The organism is Bradyrhizobium sp. DN3 (assembly GCF_041357655.1).
GTDB lineage: Bacteria > Pseudomonadota > Alphaproteobacteria > Rhizobiales > Xanthobacteraceae > Bradyrhizobium.
The window spans coordinates 86,504-106,219 of sequence record NZ_JAULLN010000024.1 but is presented as its reverse complement, the minus strand read 5'-3'; the positions used below and the strand labels follow the sequence as shown (position 1 = coordinate 106,219).

14 protein-coding genes are annotated in these 19,716 nt (G+C 62.8%); 11 read left to right on the top strand and 3 right to left on the bottom strand.

The window, feature by feature from the left end; genetic code table 11:
- Positions 1–108: 108 nt before the first annotated feature.
- Together AAE027_RS30055 and AAE027_RS30050 are read left to right on the top strand one after the other, a co-directional pair.
- Positions 109–867, top strand: coding sequence for a S1 family peptidase (locus tag AAE027_RS30055; protein WP_370990708.1), 759 nt, complete (start codon positions 109–111; stop codon positions 865–867).
- A 125-nt stretch (positions 868–992) separates the two neighbouring features.
- A complete protein-coding gene (locus AAE027_RS30050) occupies positions 993–2,495 on the top strand; it encodes a flavin-containing monooxygenase (RefSeq protein ID WP_370990707.1) in 1,503 nt (500 codons plus the stop codon).
- 302 nt (positions 2,496–2,797) lie between these two features.
- Here AAE027_RS30050 and AAE027_RS30045 read toward each other — a convergent pair whose 3' ends face one another.
- On the bottom strand, positions 2,798–3,718 hold the full coding sequence (locus tag AAE027_RS30045) for a response regulator (protein ID WP_370990723.1): 921 nt from the start codon (positions 3,716–3,718) through the stop codon (positions 2,798–2,800).
- Positions 3,708–7,079 carry a hybrid sensor histidine kinase/response regulator gene (locus tag AAE027_RS30040; protein WP_370990706.1) on the bottom strand — a complete coding sequence of 1,124 codons (3,372 nt, stop codon included), beginning with the start codon at positions 7,077–7,079 and terminating at the stop codon, positions 3,708–3,710. Before AAE027_RS30040 ends, AAE027_RS30045 begins: the two co-directional genes overlap by 11 nt.
- A gap of 170 nt (positions 7,080–7,249) precedes the next feature.
- Here AAE027_RS30040 and urtA point away from each other — a divergent pair, with 170 nt between their 5' ends.
- The 9 genes from urtA (at position 7,250) to AAE027_RS29995 (ending at position 18,629) form a co-directional block, all read left to right on the top strand.
- A complete protein-coding gene (gene urtA / locus AAE027_RS30035) occupies positions 7,250–8,509 on the top strand; it encodes an urea ABC transporter substrate-binding protein (RefSeq protein ID WP_370990705.1) in 1,260 nt (419 codons plus the stop codon).
- Positions 8,510–8,639: 130 nt separating this feature from the next.
- Positions 8,640–9,566, top strand: a complete 927-nt coding sequence (urtB, locus tag AAE027_RS30030) for an urea ABC transporter permease subunit UrtB (RefSeq protein ID WP_091887114.1) — start codon at positions 8,640–8,642, stop codon at positions 9,564–9,566.
- A gap of 17 nt (positions 9,567–9,583) precedes the next feature.
- On the top strand, positions 9,584–10,726 hold the full coding sequence (urtC, locus tag AAE027_RS30025; RefSeq protein WP_370990704.1) for an urea ABC transporter permease subunit UrtC: 1,143 nt from the start codon (positions 9,584–9,586) through the stop codon (positions 10,724–10,726).
- 64 nt (positions 10,727–10,790) lie between these two features.
- Positions 10,791–11,546 carry an urea ABC transporter ATP-binding protein UrtD gene (gene urtD, locus AAE027_RS30020; RefSeq protein ID WP_370990703.1) on the top strand — a complete coding sequence of 252 codons (756 nt, stop codon included), beginning with the start codon at positions 10,791–10,793 and terminating at the stop codon, positions 11,544–11,546.
- 220 nt (positions 11,547–11,766) lie between these two features.
- Entirely contained in the window at positions 11,767–12,456 is a 690-nt protein-coding gene (gene urtE / locus AAE027_RS30015; RefSeq protein WP_128940917.1) for an urea ABC transporter ATP-binding subunit UrtE, read from the top strand.
- 27 nt (positions 12,457–12,483) lie between these two features.
- The gene (gene fmdA / locus AAE027_RS30010; protein WP_370990702.1) at positions 12,484–13,713 is read left to right on the top strand and encodes a formamidase; all 1,230 of its coding nucleotides are present in this window, start codon (positions 12,484–12,486) and stop codon (positions 13,711–13,713) included.
- A gap of 108 nt (positions 13,714–13,821) precedes the next feature.
- Entirely contained in the window at positions 13,822–14,184 is a 363-nt protein-coding gene (locus AAE027_RS30005; protein WP_370990701.1) for an FmdB family zinc ribbon protein, read from the top strand.
- Between the two features lie 40 nt (positions 14,185–14,224).
- A complete protein-coding gene (locus AAE027_RS30000; protein ID WP_370990700.1) occupies positions 14,225–15,265 on the top strand; it encodes an aliphatic amidase in 1,041 nt (346 codons plus the stop codon).
- Between the two features lie 361 nt (positions 15,266–15,626).
- On the top strand, positions 15,627–18,629 hold the full coding sequence (locus AAE027_RS29995; RefSeq protein WP_370990699.1) for an autotransporter outer membrane beta-barrel domain-containing protein: 3,003 nt from the start codon (positions 15,627–15,629) through the stop codon (positions 18,627–18,629).
- 194 nt (positions 18,630–18,823) lie between these two features.
- On the opposite strand, the gene AAE027_RS29990 is transcribed toward AAE027_RS29995, so the two are convergent.
- Positions 18,824–19,642 carry an MlaD family protein gene (locus AAE027_RS29990; protein ID WP_370987516.1) on the bottom strand — a complete coding sequence of 273 codons (819 nt, stop codon included), beginning with the start codon at positions 19,640–19,642 and terminating at the stop codon, positions 18,824–18,826.
- Positions 19,643–19,716: the final 74 nt, after the last annotated feature.

Below are 19,716 nucleotides of genomic sequence, written 5' to 3'. Positions count from 1 at the left end.
GTCAATTCAGTGCCAAGATGGCTGACAAGACGGCTAGCACGCGCTATCGGCAAGGACCAGCCTGAAGCACACTCCGCCCCTGACCGAACCGACTGCCAAGACGTTCCCATGAAAACAATTACGACATTCACCACGGCCGCTCTGTTGCTCGCCACGCCCGCTCACGCGATCGTCGGCGGCGGCACGCCGCAGGCGGATGGTGTCGCGCGCGCCATTGTCACGATCGTCGGCTCGCGCGGCAATTTTTGCACCGGCAGCCTGATAGCACCGAGGCTGGTGCTGACGGTCGCTCACTGCGTGCAGCCCGGTGCGGACTACAAGATCGTCGATCGCGGCGCCGACGGCCAGCCGCAATTGCTGAACGTCCGCACCGTCGCGATCCATCCGAACTTCAACATGCAGGCGATGCAGGCGCATCGGGCGACCGCCGACGTGGCACTGTTGCAACTGGAAATTCCACCCAAGGGAAAATCGACGGTGCCAGTCGGTGCACCGAATATTCCGATCCGCGTCGGCAGCCGTTTTACCATCGCCGGCATCGGCGTCACGATTCGCGGCGATGGCAAGAGCGGCGGCATCACGCGTGTCGCTGCGCTTGTCGCCACCGGCCAGCCCGGGACGCTCCAGATCCGGTTGGTCGATCCCGTAACCAACGGTGTTCGCGATGGAATCGGCGCTTGTACCGGCGATTCCGGCGGCCCTGTGTTCGAGGACAAGCCGAATGGTGCCGTGCTCGTCGGCGTTGTCAGCTGGTCGACAGGGCCAAACGGGGCCGACGGTTGCGGCGGGTTGACCGGGGTCACGCCGCTCACGCTCTACCGGGACTGGATCTTGCAGACCGCACGGAGCTGGGGTGCGGCACTGTGATTTGACCGCGACCTGATCTATGTCATCTTGAAGCGGAAGCGCGGCGGGCGACACTGCCTGTCGCGGAGGAAACGCGCCGTCCGATCAAGGCCGGCCACAAAAACAAAGCAAGGCAATAAGCAACAATGAATGTCGCTGTTCGCGGTCACACCGCCACCAAGCAAGCTTCCGAACATTTCGACGTACTGATCGTCGGCGCCGGCATCTCCGGCATCGGCAGCGCCTATCATATCGAACAGCAGCTGCCGGGTACGAGCTACGTCATCCTCGAAACGCAGGCGACGTTCGGCGGCACCTGGAACACGCATCGCTATCCCGGCATCCGCTCGGACAGCGACCTCCACACCTTCGGCTACAGCTTCAAGCCCTGGGTCGGCCCGCCCATCGCGACCGCCGAGGAGATTCTCTCCTACATGAAAGAGGTGATCGACGACAACGATATCGCCCGCCACATCCGCTACAAGCACAAGATCAATTCCGCGAGCTGGTCGAGCGAGCAGAATCTCTGGACAATCGAGGCGACGACCACCGATACGGGCGAGGCAAAGACCTTTACCGCAAACTTCCTCTGGATGTGCCAGGGCTATTACCGCCATTCGGAGGGCTATACGCCGGAATGGAAGGGCATGGACCGCTTCAAGGGTCGCATCGTCCATCCGCAGACCTGGCCGGATGATATCGATCTCGCGGGCAAGAAGGTAGTTGTGATCGGCTCGGGCGCGACGGCGGCGACGCTGGTGCCGAACATCGCGGACAGTTGCGCGCATGTCACCATGCTGCAGCGCTCGCCGACCTATTTCCGCCTCGGCCGCAACGCCATCGAGATCGCGGAAGAGCTGCGCCGGCTTCAGGTTGACGAAACCTGGATCCATGAGATCGTGCGGCGCAAGATCCTGTTCGAACAGGATGCGTTCACAAAGCTCTGCGTGTCCAAGCCCGAGCAGGTCAAGAAGGAGCTGATCGGTCAGATCAGCGCGGTCCTCGGCCCCGACTACGACGTCGAGACGCATTTCACGCCAACCTACCGGCCGTGGCGGCAGCGCATCGCCTTCGTGCCGGACGCCGATCTGTTCAAAGGCATTGCGAGCGGCAAGGCCTCCGTCGTTACCGACGAGATCGAGTGCTTCGTCGAGAACGGCATTCAGCTCAAATCCGGCAAGCTGTTGGAGGCCGATATCATCGTCACCGCGACCGGCTTCAATCTCGCCGCCCTCGGCGACATCGCCTTCGAGATCGACGGCAAGCCGCTCGCCTTCGGCGACACCGTCACCTATCGCGGCATGATGTTCACGGGCGTGCCGAACATGGTCTGGGTGTTCGGCTATTTCCGCGCGAGCTGGACCCTGCGTGTCGACCTCGTCGCCGACTTCGTCTGCCGGCTGCTCGGTCATATGAAGGCCAAGGGCGCCAAGAAGGTCGAAGTGAGCTTGCGCCCCGAAGATCACAACATGCCGATCCTGCCCTGGATCGATCCGGAAAACTTCAACCCCGGCTACATGATGCGCAACATGGACCTGCTGCCGAAGCGCGGCGACAAGCCGGAATGGCAGCACAGCCAGGATTACTGGACCGAGAAGGACGATATCCCGAAGACGGATCTGGACGATGCGGCGTTTGTGTATGGGTGAGTCGTTAGTGCGCAGGTGAGGGACGACAGCGATCGCGCCCTAAACTCCGCCGTCGTCCCGGCCTAGTGCCGGGACGACACTGGTTGTTGGGTTAATGGCGTTGCGACTTACTCGATGTCGTCCTGGCGAAAGCCAGGACCTATTTCCCCAGGGAGGTGTTGTGGCACGAGCAGGTAACTATGAGTCTTCGTCAAACTTTTCCCTGTGGTTATGGGTCCTGGATCAGCGCTACGCTTTGCTGCACTTGTCCAGGACCACACCATTTATTGCGCAAGCGGCGCCTCAACTCATCCGCGATACGCTCACGAATTCCGCCGCGTCGCATTGGTCGCAATCGCTGCCGCGGCCGTCCGGTTCTCCACGCCGAGCTTGGCGTAGATCTGCTCCAGATGCTTGTCGACCGTGCGCGGGCTCAATCCCAAAATCTGCGCGATGTCGCGGTTGGTCTTGCCCTTGCTGAGCCAGGCCAGCACTTCGCCTTCACGGGTGGTGAGGCCGAGTTCGCTGGTGAATTCGGGCGGCGGCGCGGTGCCGGACTCCTTGGACAGCCGCAGCAGGAACTCGTTCGGCGCGGTTTCGCCCATGTAGTAGAACCGGAGTTGCGGATTGTCGGGCAAAGAGGCCGCCTGAGATTTCGAGCTGCCCTTGCTCCTGGCCTGATCCAGCCATTGCAGCATTGATGGCGGCAGGACGAAGTCGTCGGCCTGCGGGCCGTGGTGGTCGGACAGCAGCCTTTGCGCCTGCGGCGTTGCCCAGAGCACGTTGCCCTGCCGGTTGACCGCGAACAGGAAGCGCCCGGAGACGTCGAGTGCGGCGCGCGCGCTCTGTGTCAGCCGGGCATTGCCGAGATGGACGCGGATGCGCGCCAGCATCTCCTCGATCACGATCGGCTTGGTCACGTAGTCGACGCCGCCGGCCTCGAGCCCGCGAACGATGTGCTCGGTTTCGGCAAGCCCCGTCATGAAGATGACCGGGACATTGGCCAGATCCGCATCGCGCTTGAGACGGCGGCAGGTCTCGAAGCCGTCGATGCCGGGCATCACGGCGTCCAGCAGCACGATGTCGGGCGTGATCTGGTCGATGATGCGCATCGCGGCTGCGCCGTCGAGCGCCACCATCACCGTCATCCCGGCACCGTCGAGCGCATCGGTCAGCAGCCGCAGCGTCTCCGGAGAGTCATCGACAACGAGCGCGACGTCGCGCTTCCTCGAATCAATGTTCATGCGCATGCAACGTCTTCAATGTGGCCATGTACTGGTCGAGATCGAAGCGGTCGACCAGCGACCGCATCTGCGCGACGAAGTCGGCATGCTCCGGATGCTCGCTGCCGATCTCGTCCAGCTTCAATTGGATGCCCTTGACGTAGCCGATCTGGCCGAGCCCGATCAGCGCCTCGATGTGCCGCACCGGCGGCTTCGATCCGCTCTCGGGCCGCCAGAACGGTACTGCGATCTCGTCCGAGCCGTATTGCCATTCGATCTTGAGGAGCTGGCGAATCGTCTCCAGCAGCCGCGGGATGTCGATCGGCTTCATCAGATAGCCATCGTGGAAGGGCTGCGCCAGCGGCGTGCCGTGGGCCTCCAACGCACTCGCCGACACCATCAGGATACGCGCTTGGTGATGGCCGCTCGCACGCAAGGCCTCGGCCACGGCCCAGCCGTCCATGGCCGGCATGGAGATGTCGAGCAGGAACAGATCAGGCCGGCAATGCTGCGCCAACGCGAGGCACCCCGGGCCGTCGGGGGCGCTGAGCAGGATGAAGCCGAGCGGCGTCAGCACCTCGCGCAGGAGGTCGCGATGCACGGGGTCGTCGTCGGTGATGAGGATGGTCTTGCGCGCGCCGCGATAGCCCGAGACCGGCGCCTCTACCGGCGCGATACGCTGAGGATTGGTCACCTCCGACAGCAGGATCTTGACCTTGAACGTGCTGCCGGCGCCGACCGTGCTCATGACCTTGATGTCGCCGCCCATGACGCCGGCGAGCAGCCGGCTGATGGTGAGGCCCAGGCCAGTTCCGGTCTGTGGCTGCGAGACACCGAGCGCACCGCGCTCGAAGGGCGCGAAGATGCGCTCGAGATCGTCGCTTCGGATGCCGGGACCGGTATCGATCACCTCGAACTCGGCGACGGGGCTGCGATAGTGCACCACGAACTGCACGCTGCCGACCTGGGTGAACTTGATCGCATTGGAGAGCAAATTGATCAGCACCTGGCGCAGCCGCTTCTCGTCGGCATAGACGACGAGCGGCAGCGAGGCGGGCCTCCTGAACACGAAGTCGATACTCTTGGCGGCGGCTTGAAGGCGGAACATGCCGACGAGCTGGTCGAGAAATTCGCTGAGGCGCACCTCGTCGCGTGACAAATACAGCCGCCCCGCCTCGATCTTGGAGATATCCAGGATGCCGTCGATCAGGCCGGAGAGGTGATCGGCACTGCGGCGGACGACACGGACCTGGTCGCGCGGCTTGGTCGCGAGCGTTGCGTCCTGCTCCAGGAGCTGGGCGTAACCGCTGATGGCGTTCAGCGGCGAGCGCAATTCGTGGCTCAGGCCGACGACATAGCGGCTCTTGGCGAGGTTGGCGGATTCGGCGACTTCCTTGGCGCGCTGGAGCTCGGCATCGGTGCGCTTGTGCGCGTCGATCTCCTGGATCAGCAGCGCGGTCTGCCGTTTGGTTTCAGCTTCCGCGGCCCGGCGGCTCTGCTGTGCCAGCACGAACAGCCAGGCCACGACGCCGATGATGATGCTAAGCGAGAAGAACACCTTCCAGAGCACGTTGGAAACGAGCATGTTCTCGCCATATACGGTCGCCGAGGTCTGGAGATAGATCAGCCCCAGCACCAGCGCGACCAGACCCGCGGAGACCACGAACACGCCGATATAATGGCCGAACTGCGAATTGATGCGCCGATAGATCGGCTGCGGCAAGATCCTGCTCAGCGCGTCGGAGAACTGCACCTGAGCGCGCGCGTGCGGCTTGCAGAGATCGTGGCAGCGGGCATCGAGCGAGCAGCATAGCGAGCAGATCGGGCCGGCATAGGCCGGACAGGAGGTGGTGTCTTCCGGCTCGAAACTGTGCTCGCAGATACAGCACTGGATCGCCTCGATATTGGCCCAGCTCTTTTTGGGCTTACGCGCGATGTAGTATTTTCCGTCGGTAAGCCAGGCGATGACAGGCGCGGTGACGAAGGCGACGGCCAATGCGACGAACGCCGCGAGCGCCTTCATGACAGGGCCGAACAGGCCATAGAATGCCGCGATCGAGACGATGGTCGCGATCGTCATGGCGCCGACGCCGACCGGGTTGATGTCGTAGAGATGGGCGCGCTTGAACTCCATCTGCGGCGGGCGCAGGCCGAGCGGCTTGTTGATGACGAGATCGGCGACCAGCGCGCCGACCCAGGCGATCGCAACGTTCGAGTAGAGCGCCAGCGTCTGCTCCAGCGCCTTGTAGACGCCGATCTCCATCAAGAGCAGCGCCACCATGACATTGAACACCAGCCACACCACGCGGCCGGGATGACTGTGCGTCAATCGCGAGAAGAAGTTCGACCAGGCAATCGAGCCGGCATAGGCATTGGTCACGTTGATCTTGATCTGCGACAGGATCACGAACGTGCCGGTGAGCGCCAGCGCCATGTCCGGCTGCGACAGCACGTATCGGAATGCTTCGAGATACATGTGCGCTGGCTCGGCCGCCAGCTCGCTGGAGAGGCCGTGGCTCAGTGCAAAGAAGGCGAGAAACGAGCCCAGTAGCAATTTCAGCGCGCCGAAGATGATCCAGCCGGGACCTGCGATCAGCAGGGCGATCCACCATGAGGTGCGCGACGTGCGGCGGTCGCGCGGCAGAAACCGGAGGAAGTCGACCTGCTCGCCAATCTGCGCCACCAATGAAAACACCACGGAAGATGCGACGCCGAACAGCAACAGGTCGAAATGTCCGTTCGCATCGCCGTGCTCGCCGGCGAACTTGCGCCACTCCGCGAACGAATAGGGATTGGCCCAGGCGATCGCGGCAAAGGGCAGGATATGCAGGACGATCCAGATCGGCTGCGTCCAGAGCTGGAAACGGCTGATCAGGGTGATGCCATAGGTGACGAGCGGGATGATCGCGACCGCGCTGATGAGGTAGCCGATCGGGCGCGGAACGCCGAAGCACATCTCAAGCGCGGTGGCCAGAATCACCGCTTCGATGGCGAAGAAGATGAAGGTGAAAGAGGCGTAGATCAGCGAGGTGACGGTCGAGCCGATATAGCCGAAGCCGGCGCCGCGTGTGAGCAGGTCAATGTCGATGCCGCATTTGGCCGCGTAATAGGCAATCGGCACACCGCAGAAGAAGATGATGGCGGAGACGAAGAGGATCGCGGCGCTGGCGTTGGTGACGCCGTAGTTCAGCGTGATAGTACCGCCGATCGCTTCCAGCGCCAGAAAGGAGATCGCGCCGAGCGCCGTGTTGGCGACGCGAGCGGCGGACCAGCGGCGCGCGCTCTTCGCGGTGAAGCGCAGCGCGTAGTCTTCCAGCGTCTGGTTGGCGACCCATTGGTTGTACTGGCGCCTGACGCGGTCTATTCGCTGCCGCCCTGCCACGCTTTACCCCACTCCAGATACGGACCCGGAGCCCCTCGCAATTTCCGTACCAAAAGCCTACGTCGGCATTTTGCGGTGCAGTATACGCGATCTTGCGTATGCTTGAGCTGCACAAATTCGAGCCATCCTCACGACACCAACGCGTGTCCTCGAACAAAAGTGGGGTGCTCATGTCAGACGAAGCAAACAAGGGGCTGTTGTCGCCGCTCCGGCGTAAACTGTTGATGGGAATGGCGGCCGCGCCTGTTATCACGATGCTGCCACGGGCATCTTTTGCGCAGGCTCCGGCGACCTCGGCGGTCAACACCACGGGTCTTGCGGTCACCGACAGCGAGGTGACGGTCGGCATCCTGCACTCGGCGACCGGCACCATGGCCATCTCCGAGACCGGCTCGATCGAAGCCGAGAAGCTCGCCATCGAGCAGATCAATGCCGCCGGCGGCGTGCTCGGGCGCAAGATCAAGTTCATCCAGGAGGACGGCGCCTCGGACTGGCCGACCTTCGCCGAAAAGGCCAAGAAGCTGCTCGTCAACGACAAGGTCGCGGCCATCATGGGCTGCTGGACCTCGGCCTCACGCAAGGCGGTGCTGCCGGTCGTCGAGCAGTATAACGGCATGCTCTACTACCCGACCTTCTACGAAGGCCTCGAGCAGTCCAAGAACGTCATCTACACGGGCCAGGAGGCGACCCAGCAGATTCTCGCCGGCCTAAACTGGATCGCCAAGGAGAAGGGCGCGAAGTCGTTCTTCTTCATCGGCTCCGACTACATCTGGCCGCGCACCTCGAACAAGATCGCGCGCAAGCATGTAGAGAACGTGCTAAAGGGCAAGGTCGTCGGCGAAGAGTACTATGCGCTCGGCAGCACCCAGTTCAACTCGGTCATCAACAAGATCAAGCTCACCAAGCCCGACGTGATCTTCACCGACGTCGTCGGCGGCTCGAACGTCGCCTTCTACAAGCAGCTCAAGGCCGCCGGCATCGATCTCGCCAAGCAGCCGCTGCTGACGATCTCGGTGACCGAGGACGAGATCGACGGCATCGGCGGCGAGAACATTGCGGGCGCCTACGCCTGCATGAAGTACTTCCAGTCGCTCGACAATCCGAACAACAAGGCGTTCGTGCCTGCGTTCAAGAAGGCGTGGGGCGAGAAGACCGTGATCGGAGACGTCACCCAGGCTGCCTATCTCGGCCCGTGGCTGTGGAAGTTGACGGTCGAGAAGGCCGGCTCCTTCGACGTCGACAAGATCGCCGCGGCCTCGCCGGGCGTCGAGTTCAAGGGCGCGCCGGAAGGCTACGTGCGCATCCACGAAAACCATCACCTCTGGTCGAAGACCCGGGTGGGACGCGCCAAGCTCGATGGCCAGTTCGAGCTGATCTACGAGACCGCCGATCTCGTCGAGCCGGATCCGTTCCCGAAGGGTTACCAGTAAGGCCCGCGGCGTCGCTCGCGCTTCCCTCTAGACCAAGCCTCTCCCTGGCGTGGATCGCAAGTCCATGCCCAAGACCCCGCGTCGCGAATCTGCTCGCGACGCGGGACCCTTTCCCCGACGGAGGACATCGATGTTCGGCGACTACTCGCTTGGTGACCTTGGCTCCATCTTCGTCATGCAGGGCTTTGCGGGACTGATCCTGTTCTCGGTCTACGTCCTGATGGCGTTGGGACTGGCGATCATCTTCGGCCAGATGGGCGTCATCAACATGGCCCATGGCGAGTTCATGATCTTGGGGGCCTACGTCACCTGGATGACCTCAAGCTTCTTCCAGGCCTATTTGCCGAGCCTGTTCAGTGGCTACTTCTTCCTCGCGATGATCCTGGCTTTTGTCGCATCCGGCGCGCTGGGCATGCTGGTGGAATGGGTTCTGATCCGGCATCTCTACAAGCGTCCGCTCGACACATTGCTCGCGACCTGGGGCCTCAGCCTGATGCTGCAGCAGGCTTATCGCTCCGTGTTTGGCGCCCGCGAGGTCGGCGTCGAGCTGCCGCAATGGATGCTCGGGTCGCTGCACGTGACTGACAGCATCGAGGTGCCGATCAACGGCGTCTTCGTGATGTGTCTCACGGTGCTGATCACCATCGCAGTGGCCTACGTTCTTTATATGTCGCGCTGGGGCCGCCAGGTCCGTGCCGTGGTGCAGAACCGCATCATGGCCGGTGCAGTCGGCATCAACACCGAGAAGGTCGACCGCTACACGTTCGGGCTTGGTTGCGGCATTGCCGGCGTCGCCGGCAGCGCCTTCACAATGATCGGCTCGACCGGACCGACCTCGGGCCAGCTTTACATCGTGGACACCTTCCTCGTCGTCGTGTTCGGCGGCGCCGCCAGCCTGCTCGGCACCATCGCCTCGGCGTTCTCGATCTCGCAAACGCAATCGACGCTCGAATTCTTCATGTCGGGATCGATGGCCAAGGTGCTCACGCTGCTTGCTGTCGTCGGCATCCTGATGCTGCGACCGCAGGGTCTCTTCGCCCTCAAAGTCCGCAAATAGCGAGAAGCAGGCAAGTCATGATCATCAACTCACGCTTCTTCAATCGATCCGAACTCATGGGCTTCATTGTTCTGGCCGCAATGCTGTTCGTGATCCTGCCGCTCTCGCTGGACGTATTCCGCCTCAATCTGGTCGCGAAATACCTGACCTACGCCTTCGTCGCGCTCGGTCTCGTGCTGTGCTGGGGCTATGGCGGCATCTTAAGCCTGGGACAGGGCGTGTTCTTCGGTCTCGGCGGCTATTGCATGGCGATGTTCCTCAAGCTCGAGGCGTCCAGCGTCGAGAACACGAAAATCCAGTCGACGCCCGGCATCCCTGACTTCATGGACTGGAATCAGATCACGTCACTGCCGCTGTTCTGGCAGCCATTTCACAGCCTCACCTTCACCATCCTCGCCATCATCCTGGTCCCCGGTCTCTTCGCTCTGATCATCGGCACCGCCATGTTCAAGCGTCGCGTCGGCGGCACCTATTTCGCGATCATCACCCAGGCCGTCGCCGCCATCCTGACCATCCTGATCGTCGGGCAGCAGGGCTATACCGGCGGCATCAACGGCATGACCGACCTGCGCACGCTCAAGGGCTGGGACATCCGGCCCGACCATGCCAAGGTCATCCTGTACTTCGTCGAGGTGGTGCTGCTGTTCGCCTGCATCGGCATCGCGCAGTTCATCCGCCTGACCAAGCTCGGCCGCATCCTGGTCGCGATGCGCGAGCAGGAGGACCGCGTCCGCTTCTCCGGCTACAGCGTCGCCAACTTCAAGATCTTTGCCTTCTGCATGGCCGCGGTCTTCGCCGCGATCGGCGGCGCCATGTTCGCGCTCAATGTCGGTTTCATGTCGCCGTCCTTCGTCGGCATCGTGCCGTCGATCGAGATGGTGATCTACACCGCGGTCGGCGGCCGGATGTCGATCTTCGGCGCGATATGGGGCGCTATCCTGGTGAATTTCGCCAAGACCAGCCTGTCGGAATCCTTCCCGCAACTCTGGCTGTTCGGCCTCGGTGCGTTGTTCATCGCCGTCGTGCTCGCCTTCCCGAACGGTCTTTCCGGGCTCTGGGCCGATTACGTTCAACCGCGCATTGATCGTCTGTTCGCCTCGCGCAAGTCGAAGTCGGGCTGGAACGGCAACTCGGTCGCCGGCGGCGCACCGGCAGAGTGAGGAGGCCATCATGCTCATTGGACATCACGATGCCGATGCCACGCGGGCAGTGAGGAGATAGATCATGCTCATTGGACATCAGCCCAAGGAATTCCTGCTCGCGGTCTCCGGACTGACCGTCTCGTTCGACGGGTTCAAGGCGGTCAACGATCTCTCCTTCTACGTCGAGGAGAACGAGATCCGCGTCATCATCGGTCCCAACGGCGCCGGCAAGACCACGGTGCTCGATCTGATCTGCGGCAAGACCAAGGCGACCTCGGGCTTCATTCAGTTTCGTGGCAAGGAGCTCACGAAAATGAAGGAGAACGAGATCGTGCAGACCGGCGTCGGTCGCAAATTCCAGACGCCGTCGGTGTTCGAGGATCTCACCGTTTTTGAGAACCTCGAGATCTCGTTTCCGCGCGGTCGCACCGTGTTCGGCTCGCTGACCTTTCAGCGTGACCAGCCGGTCAAGGAGCGGGTCGAGGAGGTCGCGGAGATGATCTTCCTCAAGGACAAGCTCGACACCTATGCCGACGAACTCAGCCACGGCCAGAAGCAATGGCTCGAGATCGGCATGCTGCTGATCCAGGACCCTGACCTCCTGATGCTCGACGAGCCCGTCGCCGGCATGAGCGTGTCCGAACGCGCCAAGACTGCCGAGCTGCTCAACCGCATCATCAAGAACCGCTCGGTTCTGGTGATTGAGCACGACATGAAGTTCGTCGAGGACATCGCGCACAAGGTCACCGTGCTGCACCAGGGTCAGATCCTCTCGGAGGGGACCATGGAGAAGGTGAAGAACGATCCGAAGGTCATCGAAGTCTATCTGGGGCACTGAGATGGCGAAAACCAGCGAGTCCGCAGCGGCATTGGCGGTGCACCTCTCCCCTTGTGGGAGAGGTCGGATCGCGGAAGCGATCCGGGTGAGGGGTATCTCTCCGCGCATCAAACTGCCTCTCGAATCCGCTGATGCATACCCCTCATCCGTCGCGGGCTTCGCCCGCGCCACCTTCTCCCACAAAGGGAGAAGGAAGGCATACCGAGCTTAGGAGCCAACGATGCTGGCAATCTCAGACCTTCACGTCGCCTACGGCCAGAGCGAGGTGCTGCACGGGCTCAACGTCAAGGTCGCGCCCAACGAGATCGTGGCGATCATGGGCCGCAACGGCATGGGCAAGACCACGCTGATGAAGTCGTTGATGGGTATCCTGCCGGCGAAAAGCGGTTCGGTGACCATGGACGGTGCCGAGCTCGGCGGCCTCAAGAGCTACGAGCGCGTCGCCAAGGGCCTCGCCTATGTGCCGCAGGGCCGCATGATCTTCTCCACCATGACGGTGAAGGAGAACATCGAGACCGGGCTCGTCGTCTCCGGCGGCGCGGAGGTGCCCGGCGACATCTACGAACTCTTTCCGGTGCTGCTGGAGATGAAAGGCCGCCGCGGCGGCAATCTGTCCGGCGGCCAGCAGCAGCAGCTCGCAATCGCCCGCGCGCTCGCGACCAAGCCGAAAGTTCTGCTGCTGGATGAGCCCACCGAAGGCATCCAGCCGTCGATCATCAAGGACATGGCACGCACCCTCAAGCGGATCCGCGACGAGAAGGGGCTCTCGATCGTCGTGTCCGAGCAGGTCCTGAGCTTCGCGCTCGATATCGCCGATCGGGTGCTGGTGATCGAGAACGGCGAGATCGTGCGCGATGATCCGCGCGACGCCGTCGATGCCGCGCAGGTCTCGAAATATCTGTCCGTCTAACCAACCGTGTAAAAGGGGAGCTTCTCGATGCCAGAGACACTGATCAAGGTCGACCTCACCAAGTCGGCCTATGAAAACGACATGGTGCACAACCGCTGGCACCCCGACATCCCGATCGTGGCCTGGGTCAATCCCGGCGACGATTTCATCATCGAGACCTATGACTGGACCGGCGGCTTCATTAAGAACAATGATTCCGCGGACGACGTGCGCGACATCGATCTGTCGATCGTGCACTTCCTCTCCGGACCGATCGGCGTCAAAGGCGCCGAGCCTGGCGACCTGCTGGTGGTTGACTTACTCGATGTCGGTCCGCTCAAGGAGAGCATGTGGGGCTTCAACGGCTTCTTCTCCAAGCAGAATGGCGGCGGCTTCCTCACCGACCATTTCCCGCTGGCGCAGAAGTCGATCTGGGACATCAAGGGCCTCTACACCTCGTCGCGCCACGTGCCCGGCGTGAACTTCGCCGGCCTCATTCATCCCGGCCTGATCGGCTGTCTGCCCGATCCGAAGATGCTGGATATGTGGAACAAGCGCGAGGCCGAGCTGATCTCGACCAACCCGACCCGTGTGCCCGGCCTCGCCAATCCGCCATTTGCGTCGACCGCTCATGGCGGCCGCGCCAAGGGCGACGTGAAGGCCAAGATCGGTGCGGAAGGCGCGCGCACCGTGCCGCCGCGCGAGCATGGCGGCAATTGCGACATCAAGGATCTCTCGCGCGGCTCGAAGATCTACTTCCCGGTCTACGTGCCCGGGGCCGGTCTCTCGATGGGCGATCTGCACTTCAGCCAGGGCGACGGCGAGATCACCTTCTGCGGCGCCATCGAGATGGCCGGTTGGCTGCATCTGAAGGTCGAGGTGATCAAGGACGGCATGGCGAAATACGGCATCAAGAACCCGATCTTCAAGCCGTCGCCGATCACGCCGAACTACAAGGACTATCTCATTTTCGAAGGCATCTCGGTCGATGAAGCCGGCAAGCAGCATTATCTCGACGTCCACATCGCCTACCGCCAGGCCTGCCTCAACGCGATCGAGTACCTGAAGAAGTTCGGTTACTCCGGCGCGCAGGCCTATTCGATCCTCGGCACCGCGCCGTGCCAGGGCCACATCTCCGGCGTGGTCGACGTGCCCAACGCCTGCGCCACGCTGTGGCTGCCGACGGAGATCTTCGACTTCGACGTGATGCCGTCGGCGGTGGGCCCAATCAAGCATATCACAGGCGATATCCAGATGCCGATCTCGCCGGACAAATGACGCCGCGCTCCCTCTCCCCGTGCTTACGGGGAGAGGGTCGGGGTGAGGGGCTGTCTCCGCATGAGCGGTAGCAGTGAGCTGTGTTGAACACGCATTAGGGATGATGCGATGCCGGTCTACGAATATCTCTGTGATGACTGCGGTCCGTTCAAGGATTTGCGCCCGATGGCGGAATGCGACGATCCGCAAAACTGTCCGCATTGCGAGACGCCGGCGCCGCGCGTGATCCTGACCGCGCCGAATTTCTTCTGCATGCCGGCGGAGAAGCGCAAGGCGCATGCCGTCAACGAGCGCAGCGCGCATGCGCCGCAGACGCTGGCGCAATACAAGGCTACGCATGGTCCCGGCTGCGGCTGCTGCTCCACGGGTAAGACCACGTCAGACAAGAAAAAGCCAGCGCGTCTGATGACCAAGACCAAGAGCGGCGCCAAGGGCTTTCCCACCGCACGGCCCTGGATGATCAGCCACTAACTCACGCGCCAATCTCCAACAGAGCAGAGGACCAATTCAAATGCTTCACGGTGATATTTCCAGCAGCAACGACACCGTCGGCGTCGCAGTGGTCAACTACAAGATGCCCCGCCTGCACACCAAGGCGGAGGTGCTCGACAATGCCCGCAAGATCGCCGACATGATCGTCGGCATGAAGCTCGGTCTGCCCGGCATGGACCTCGTGATCTTCCCCGAATACTCCACCCAGGGCATCATGTACGACTCCAAGGAGATGTATGAGACTGCCTCCGTGGTGCCCGGTGAGGAGACCGCGATCTTCGCCGCAGCCTGCCGCAAGGCCAAGGTCTGGGGCGTGTTCTCACTGACCGGCGAGCGCCACGAGGAGCATCCGCACAAGGCGCCCTACAACACCTTGATCCTGATGAACGACAAGGGCGAGATCGTGCAGAAATATCGCAAGATCATGCCGTGGGTGCCGATCGAGGGCTGGTACCCCGGCAATTGCACCTATGTCTCCGACGGCCCGAAGGGCCTGAAGGTCAGCCTGATCATCTGCGACGACGGCAACTATCCGGAGATCTGGCGCGACTGCGCCATGAAGGGCGCCGAACTGATCGTGCGTTGCCAGGGCTACATGTATCCAGCCAAGGAGCAGCAGGTCATGATCTCCAAGGCGATGGCCTGGGCCAACAATGTCTATGTCGCGGTCGCCAACGCGGCCGGCTTCGACGGTGTGTATTCCTATTTCGGTCATTCCGCGATCATCGGCTTTGACGGGCGTACACTCGGCGAGTGCGGCGAGGAGGAATACGGCATCCAGTATGCCCAGCTCTCGAAACATTTGATCCGCGATGCGCGCCGCAACGGTCAATCGCAGAACCATCTCTACAAGCTGGTCCACCGCGGCTACACCGGCATGATCAACTCCGGCGACAGCCCACGCGGCGTTGCGGCCTGTCCTTATGATTTCTACAAGAATTGGATCGCCGATCCCGAAGGCACGCGCGACATGGTCGAGGCGATGACACGCTCGACGCCGGGGACCGAGGAGTGCCCGATCGACGGCATCCCGAATGAAGCTGCGGCGTCCAACTACTAGCCGTTGGCGGCATACAGGTTGAGCGGAGCTTGACGCCGGGATGATCAGCCATTGATGTGAATGGCCATCCATATGCGTCGACGTTCTGACATGTCTGCGCATGCGCGGAATGGGAATAGCGCCCGGCAAAACCGTGGCGCGGTTGCCACATGGACCGTTGAATCGGCCCAAGTTGCGATCCCGTTGGCGGATTCTCGATGCCCCTTAGTTCTACCGGCCATCCTCATGGCCTAAGTTCCACGCGGCGCCGCTGGGGAGCGCCGCGGGTGCGGGGAAGAGCGTGGGGGCTTGGTTGCCATCGAGTGGGCAGGGTTGCTCGCGCCGGAGCACCATTCGCGCGGTGTTCTGGGTGAGCCTTGCCTTGGGCGCGACTGTCGCGACGAGCCCCGCCGGCGCCCAGCAATTCTTCAACGGATCGCAGACCACGCCGAACGGTGCCGTCAATGGCGGCGGCGGCGTCTGGGACGCAACCACCACCAATTGGACGGACTCGTCCGGTTCGATCAGCACCGCTTACGATCCGTTGTCATCGGCTGGCACCGTGTTCGGCAGCGGCGGTCCCTCGACGCCGGCAACAGGCGGCACGGTGACGGTCACGCCAGGCGGCGTGCAACTCACGACCCAAGTGGTCTTCGACCTCACCGCCGACGGTTCGATCTATACGATTAAGGGTGGCGACCTCAGGCTGGCCCCTGGCGGCACCACGTTCTTCACCAACGATGTCACCGGTTCCGGCGATCCCTCGGCCGCGATCGCGTCTCGCATCACCGGCAGCGGCGGCATCTCCGTGCAGGGACCCGGCTTCCTGGCGTTGCTCGGCGCCAACACCTATACCGGCGGCACTTTCATATGCAACTGCGGCTCATTGCAGCTTGGCGACGCGACTCATACGGCCAGCATTGTCGGCGCCGTCACCAACGAGGGTCTCTTCAAAATCGTCAACGCCGACATGTCGAGCGTCACATCGCTCGTGAACGACTTCTCGGGCCTGACGACGTTCCGCAACGCGACCTCCGCCAGCTCGATGGTGATCAGCAACAGCGGCCAAGTGTATTTCGGCGATCCGGCCGGGGGCGGGACCGACACCGCGACGGCTGGGCGGGCGACCATCGTCAATGATGGCGGCCTGACCGGCTTCTTTGCCCGGAGCAATGCAGGCACGGCCAGCATCACCAACCAGAATGGCGGCGGCGCGGCGTTCCTCGAACAGTCCTCGGCCGGCTCGGCGACCATCGTGAACAATGATCTCAGCGGGACCGTGTTTGGTACGCTGAGTGGATCCGACACCGCGACCGCGGGCAACGCCACGATCACCAACGAGTCCGGCGGCCGAACCAATTTCAGCGCGTTCACCACGGCCGGCAATGCCACCATCGTCACAAAGGACGGCGGCAAGACCGAGTTCTTCGACAACTCCACCGGTGGCAACGCGCGCTTCATCACCACCGGGACAGGCATTGTCGATTTCGGGGTCAGCGTTGGCCCGAACAGCGACGGCCGCATCACGGCTGGTTCGATCGAAGGCAGCGGCTTTTACTACATCGGTGGCGGCAACACCCTCGTCGTCGGAGGCAACAACCGCTCGACCGAGGTCAGCGGTGTCATCGGCGATTTCGATCCTTGTGGTTGCGGTCCCGCCGGCCCGGGTTCGCTGGAGAAGGTCGGCAGCGGAACGCTGATCCTCTCCGGCACGAATACCTACACCGGGACCACCACGGTGAATGGCGGCATCCTGCGGGTCGATGGCGATATCTCCCAATCGAGCCTAACGACAGTGAATGCGGGCGGTGCGCTGTTCGGCGCAGGAATCGTCGGCAACACCACAATCGCTGCCGGTGGCATCTATGCGCCTGGTGATGGTGGCCCGGGCTCGCGCATGCTGGTTCTGGGTGACCTCGCTTTCCAGTCCGGTGCGGTTTACCTCGTGCAGACCGGCAGCGGAGCCAGTGCGAGCTTTGCCAATGCTCTCGGCAACGTCACCCTGAATGGCACCGTTGGCGTCTCGCTGCATGCCGGCAGCACTGTAGTGCCGCAGTATAAGATCATGCAGTTCTCCGGCGGTGCCACCGGCAACTTTGCCGGGGTCGCCGCTCCCGGCGGCCTGATTGGCACAACGACGATCGATCCCGCTGGCGTCGTCTATCTCAATTTCACACTGGACTATGGCGCGAAGTACGCTCTCAACGTCAACCAGAAGAACGTCGCCACGACGCTTCAGAATTTCTTCAACAGCAATGGCTTCCTGCAAGCCGAATTCGCGGGTCTCGGCCCCAATGGCTTGACGCAGGCCTCCGGCGAGCCGGCGACGGGATCGCAGCAGACGACATTCAACGCGATGAACCTGTTCCTCGGTCTGCTGACCGATGTCTACGGCTCGGGACGCAGTGGCACTCCAGGTGCGACGCAATATGTCGATGACGCGAGCGCAAATGCTCATGCCGCGGCCGGCAAGACCCTGCGTGACAGGAGCGCGCGCGACGCGTTCGCGTCGATCTACCGCAAGGCACCGGTCGCGACTTTCGAGCAGCGCTGGGACGTGTGGGCGGCCGGCTACGGCGGCTCGCAGACCACCGACGGCAACGCCGGCCTCGGCTCAAACAACACCACCAGCAGCGTCTACGGCACGGCCGTCGGTCTCGACTACCGTTTCGCGCCGTCGACCGTCGCCGGATTCGCGCTTGCCGGCGGCGGCACCAGCTTCGGCGTCAACGGCCTCGGCTGGGGCCGCTCCGATCTGTTCCAGGCCGGTGCCTTCGTTCGTCACACCTCCGGACCGGCCTATATCACGGCTGCGCTGGCCTATGGCTGGCAGGATGTCATCACCAATCGCGTCGGTACCGCCGCCGGGGTCGACCAGCTGCGCGCCCAGTTCAATGCCAACGCGTTTTCGGGCCGCGTCGAGGGTGGCTATCGCCATGCGATGTCATGGATCGGCCTCACGCCTTATGCGGCGCTCCAGGCCACCATGTTCAGCCTTCCGAGCTATTCAGAGTTCGCTGTGGTCGGCAGCAACCTCTTCGCTCTCAACTATGCCGCCAAGGACGTGACCAGCACCCGCACCGAGCTCGGCCTGCGCGCGGACAAATCCTTTGCCGCAGCCGGCGGTTTGATGACCCTGCGCGGCCGCGTCGCCTGGGCGCATGATTACAATCCGGATCGCACCATCGGCGCGGTGTTCCAGACGCTGCCGGGAACGACGTTTGTCGTGAACGGCGCCGCACAGGCGCGCGATTCCGCGTTGACCACGGCGTCGGTACAGATGAACTGGATGAACGGTTGGTCCGCGTCGGCGACCTTCGAGGGCGAGTTCTCGAACGTCACCCGCTCCTACGCCGGCAAGGGCATCGTCCGTTACGCGTGGTAGGTTCTGCCTATAGGCCACGGTGGGACTGCCATCCTCCCCTGGAGGGGGAGGATCGGTTCGCATGTAGCGGAGCGCAATGCGAACCGAGGTGGGGTGACAGTCTCTCCGTATTTTTCACTGCCCGAGTTGAGAGATCACCCCACCCCGCTCGCGCTGCGCGCGATCGACCCTCCCCCTCCAGGGGAGGGTAAGCATCACCGCTGCTGCTCTGGTCTGCGCGGCGGTCGCGGCGCCACGGGCGTTCCCGCCATCTTGTTGGCGGTCTCGCTGATATCGAGCAGCGAGCGGCGGATGTCCTCGAGGTACCCCGCCGATTTCTTCTTCATGGTGTCGGCGAGCTCGTGCAGCCCCTGTATCTTCTCGAACAGCTCGTCGGCCTTGCCATTGACGAAGCCGGGCACCACACCCTCGATCTTCGTGACCGCCTTGTCGAAGCCAGCGAAGGCGCTGTCGACCTTGGTCATGACCGAGTCGATTTCGCCGCCCTTGCTCCTGAGATCGGCAGTATGGTTCTCGAATGTGCGCAGGCCCTCCTTGATCGCAGGGGCGTTGCTCACGATCGTACGGTCGACACTGTGCAGGGTCTCCACGATGGACTCGGCGTCGCTGAGATCGGCGGTCAGTATGGGAATGCCGTCCGAGTCCAGCGGCACCGGCGGCGCGGAGGGGGCGCCCCCGATCAGCGAGATCGCGGCAACGCCAGTCAGACCCTGGAACTCGATGCCAGCGACGGTGTCCTTGCGGATCGGTGCGGTGTTGTCGAGCATCACGAGCGCCACGATCCTGCGGGGACTGTCCAGCTTGATCGACAGGATCTGGCCTGCAGGCACGCCGTCGAAATTGACCGGCCCGCCGCGACGCAGTCCGCTGGCGGAGCCACCTTCGAACACCACGCGCAACTGGCTGCGGCTTTGGATGGTGCGCCATTTCTGCACGCCGAGCAGGCCGCCGAACGCCACGGCGATCACCGCCAGCGTCGCCGTTCCGATCACAAGATTGCTCGCGCGTGCCATGCAGGGCGATTTTACGGCCAAAGCGGGGAAGTTGGAAGAAGCCGGGATGGGCCTTGGCCGCTATACTAGGGCAG

What these genes read in the sequence shown, in the direction of transcription:
- AAE027_RS30005 (WP_370990701.1), top strand. Translation starts at nt 13,822, where the DNA reads ATGCCGGTCTACGAATATCTCTGTGATGACTGCGGTCCGTTCAAGGAT.
- AAE027_RS29990 (WP_370987516.1), bottom strand. Translation starts at nt 19,642, where the DNA reads ATGGCACGCGCGAGCAATCTTGTGATCGGAACGGCGACGCTGGCGGTG.
- urtE (WP_128940917.1), top strand. Translation starts at nt 11,767, where the DNA reads ATGCTGGCAATCTCAGACCTTCACGTCGCCTACGGCCAGAGCGAGGTG.
- urtD (WP_370990703.1), top strand. Translation starts at nt 10,791, where the DNA reads ATGCTCATTGGACATCAGCCCAAGGAATTCCTGCTCGCGGTCTCCGGA.
- AAE027_RS30050 (WP_370990707.1), top strand. Translation starts at nt 993, where the DNA reads ATGAATGTCGCTGTTCGCGGTCACACCGCCACCAAGCAAGCTTCCGAA.
- AAE027_RS30000 (WP_370990700.1), top strand. Translation starts at nt 14,225, where the DNA reads ATGCTTCACGGTGATATTTCCAGCAGCAACGACACCGTCGGCGTCGCA.
- fmdA (WP_370990702.1), top strand. Translation starts at nt 12,484, where the DNA reads ATGCCAGAGACACTGATCAAGGTCGACCTCACCAAGTCGGCCTATGAA.
- AAE027_RS30045 (WP_370990723.1), bottom strand. Translation starts at nt 3,718, where the DNA reads ATGAACATTGATTCGAGGAAGCGCGACGTCGCGCTCGTTGTCGATGAC.
- urtA (WP_370990705.1), top strand. Translation starts at nt 7,250, where the DNA reads ATGTCAGACGAAGCAAACAAGGGGCTGTTGTCGCCGCTCCGGCGTAAA.
- AAE027_RS30055 (WP_370990708.1), top strand. Translation starts at nt 109, where the DNA reads ATGAAAACAATTACGACATTCACCACGGCCGCTCTGTTGCTCGCCACG.
- urtB (WP_091887114.1), top strand. Translation starts at nt 8,640, where the DNA reads ATGTTCGGCGACTACTCGCTTGGTGACCTTGGCTCCATCTTCGTCATG.
- urtC (WP_370990704.1), top strand. Translation starts at nt 9,584, where the DNA reads ATGATCATCAACTCACGCTTCTTCAATCGATCCGAACTCATGGGCTTC.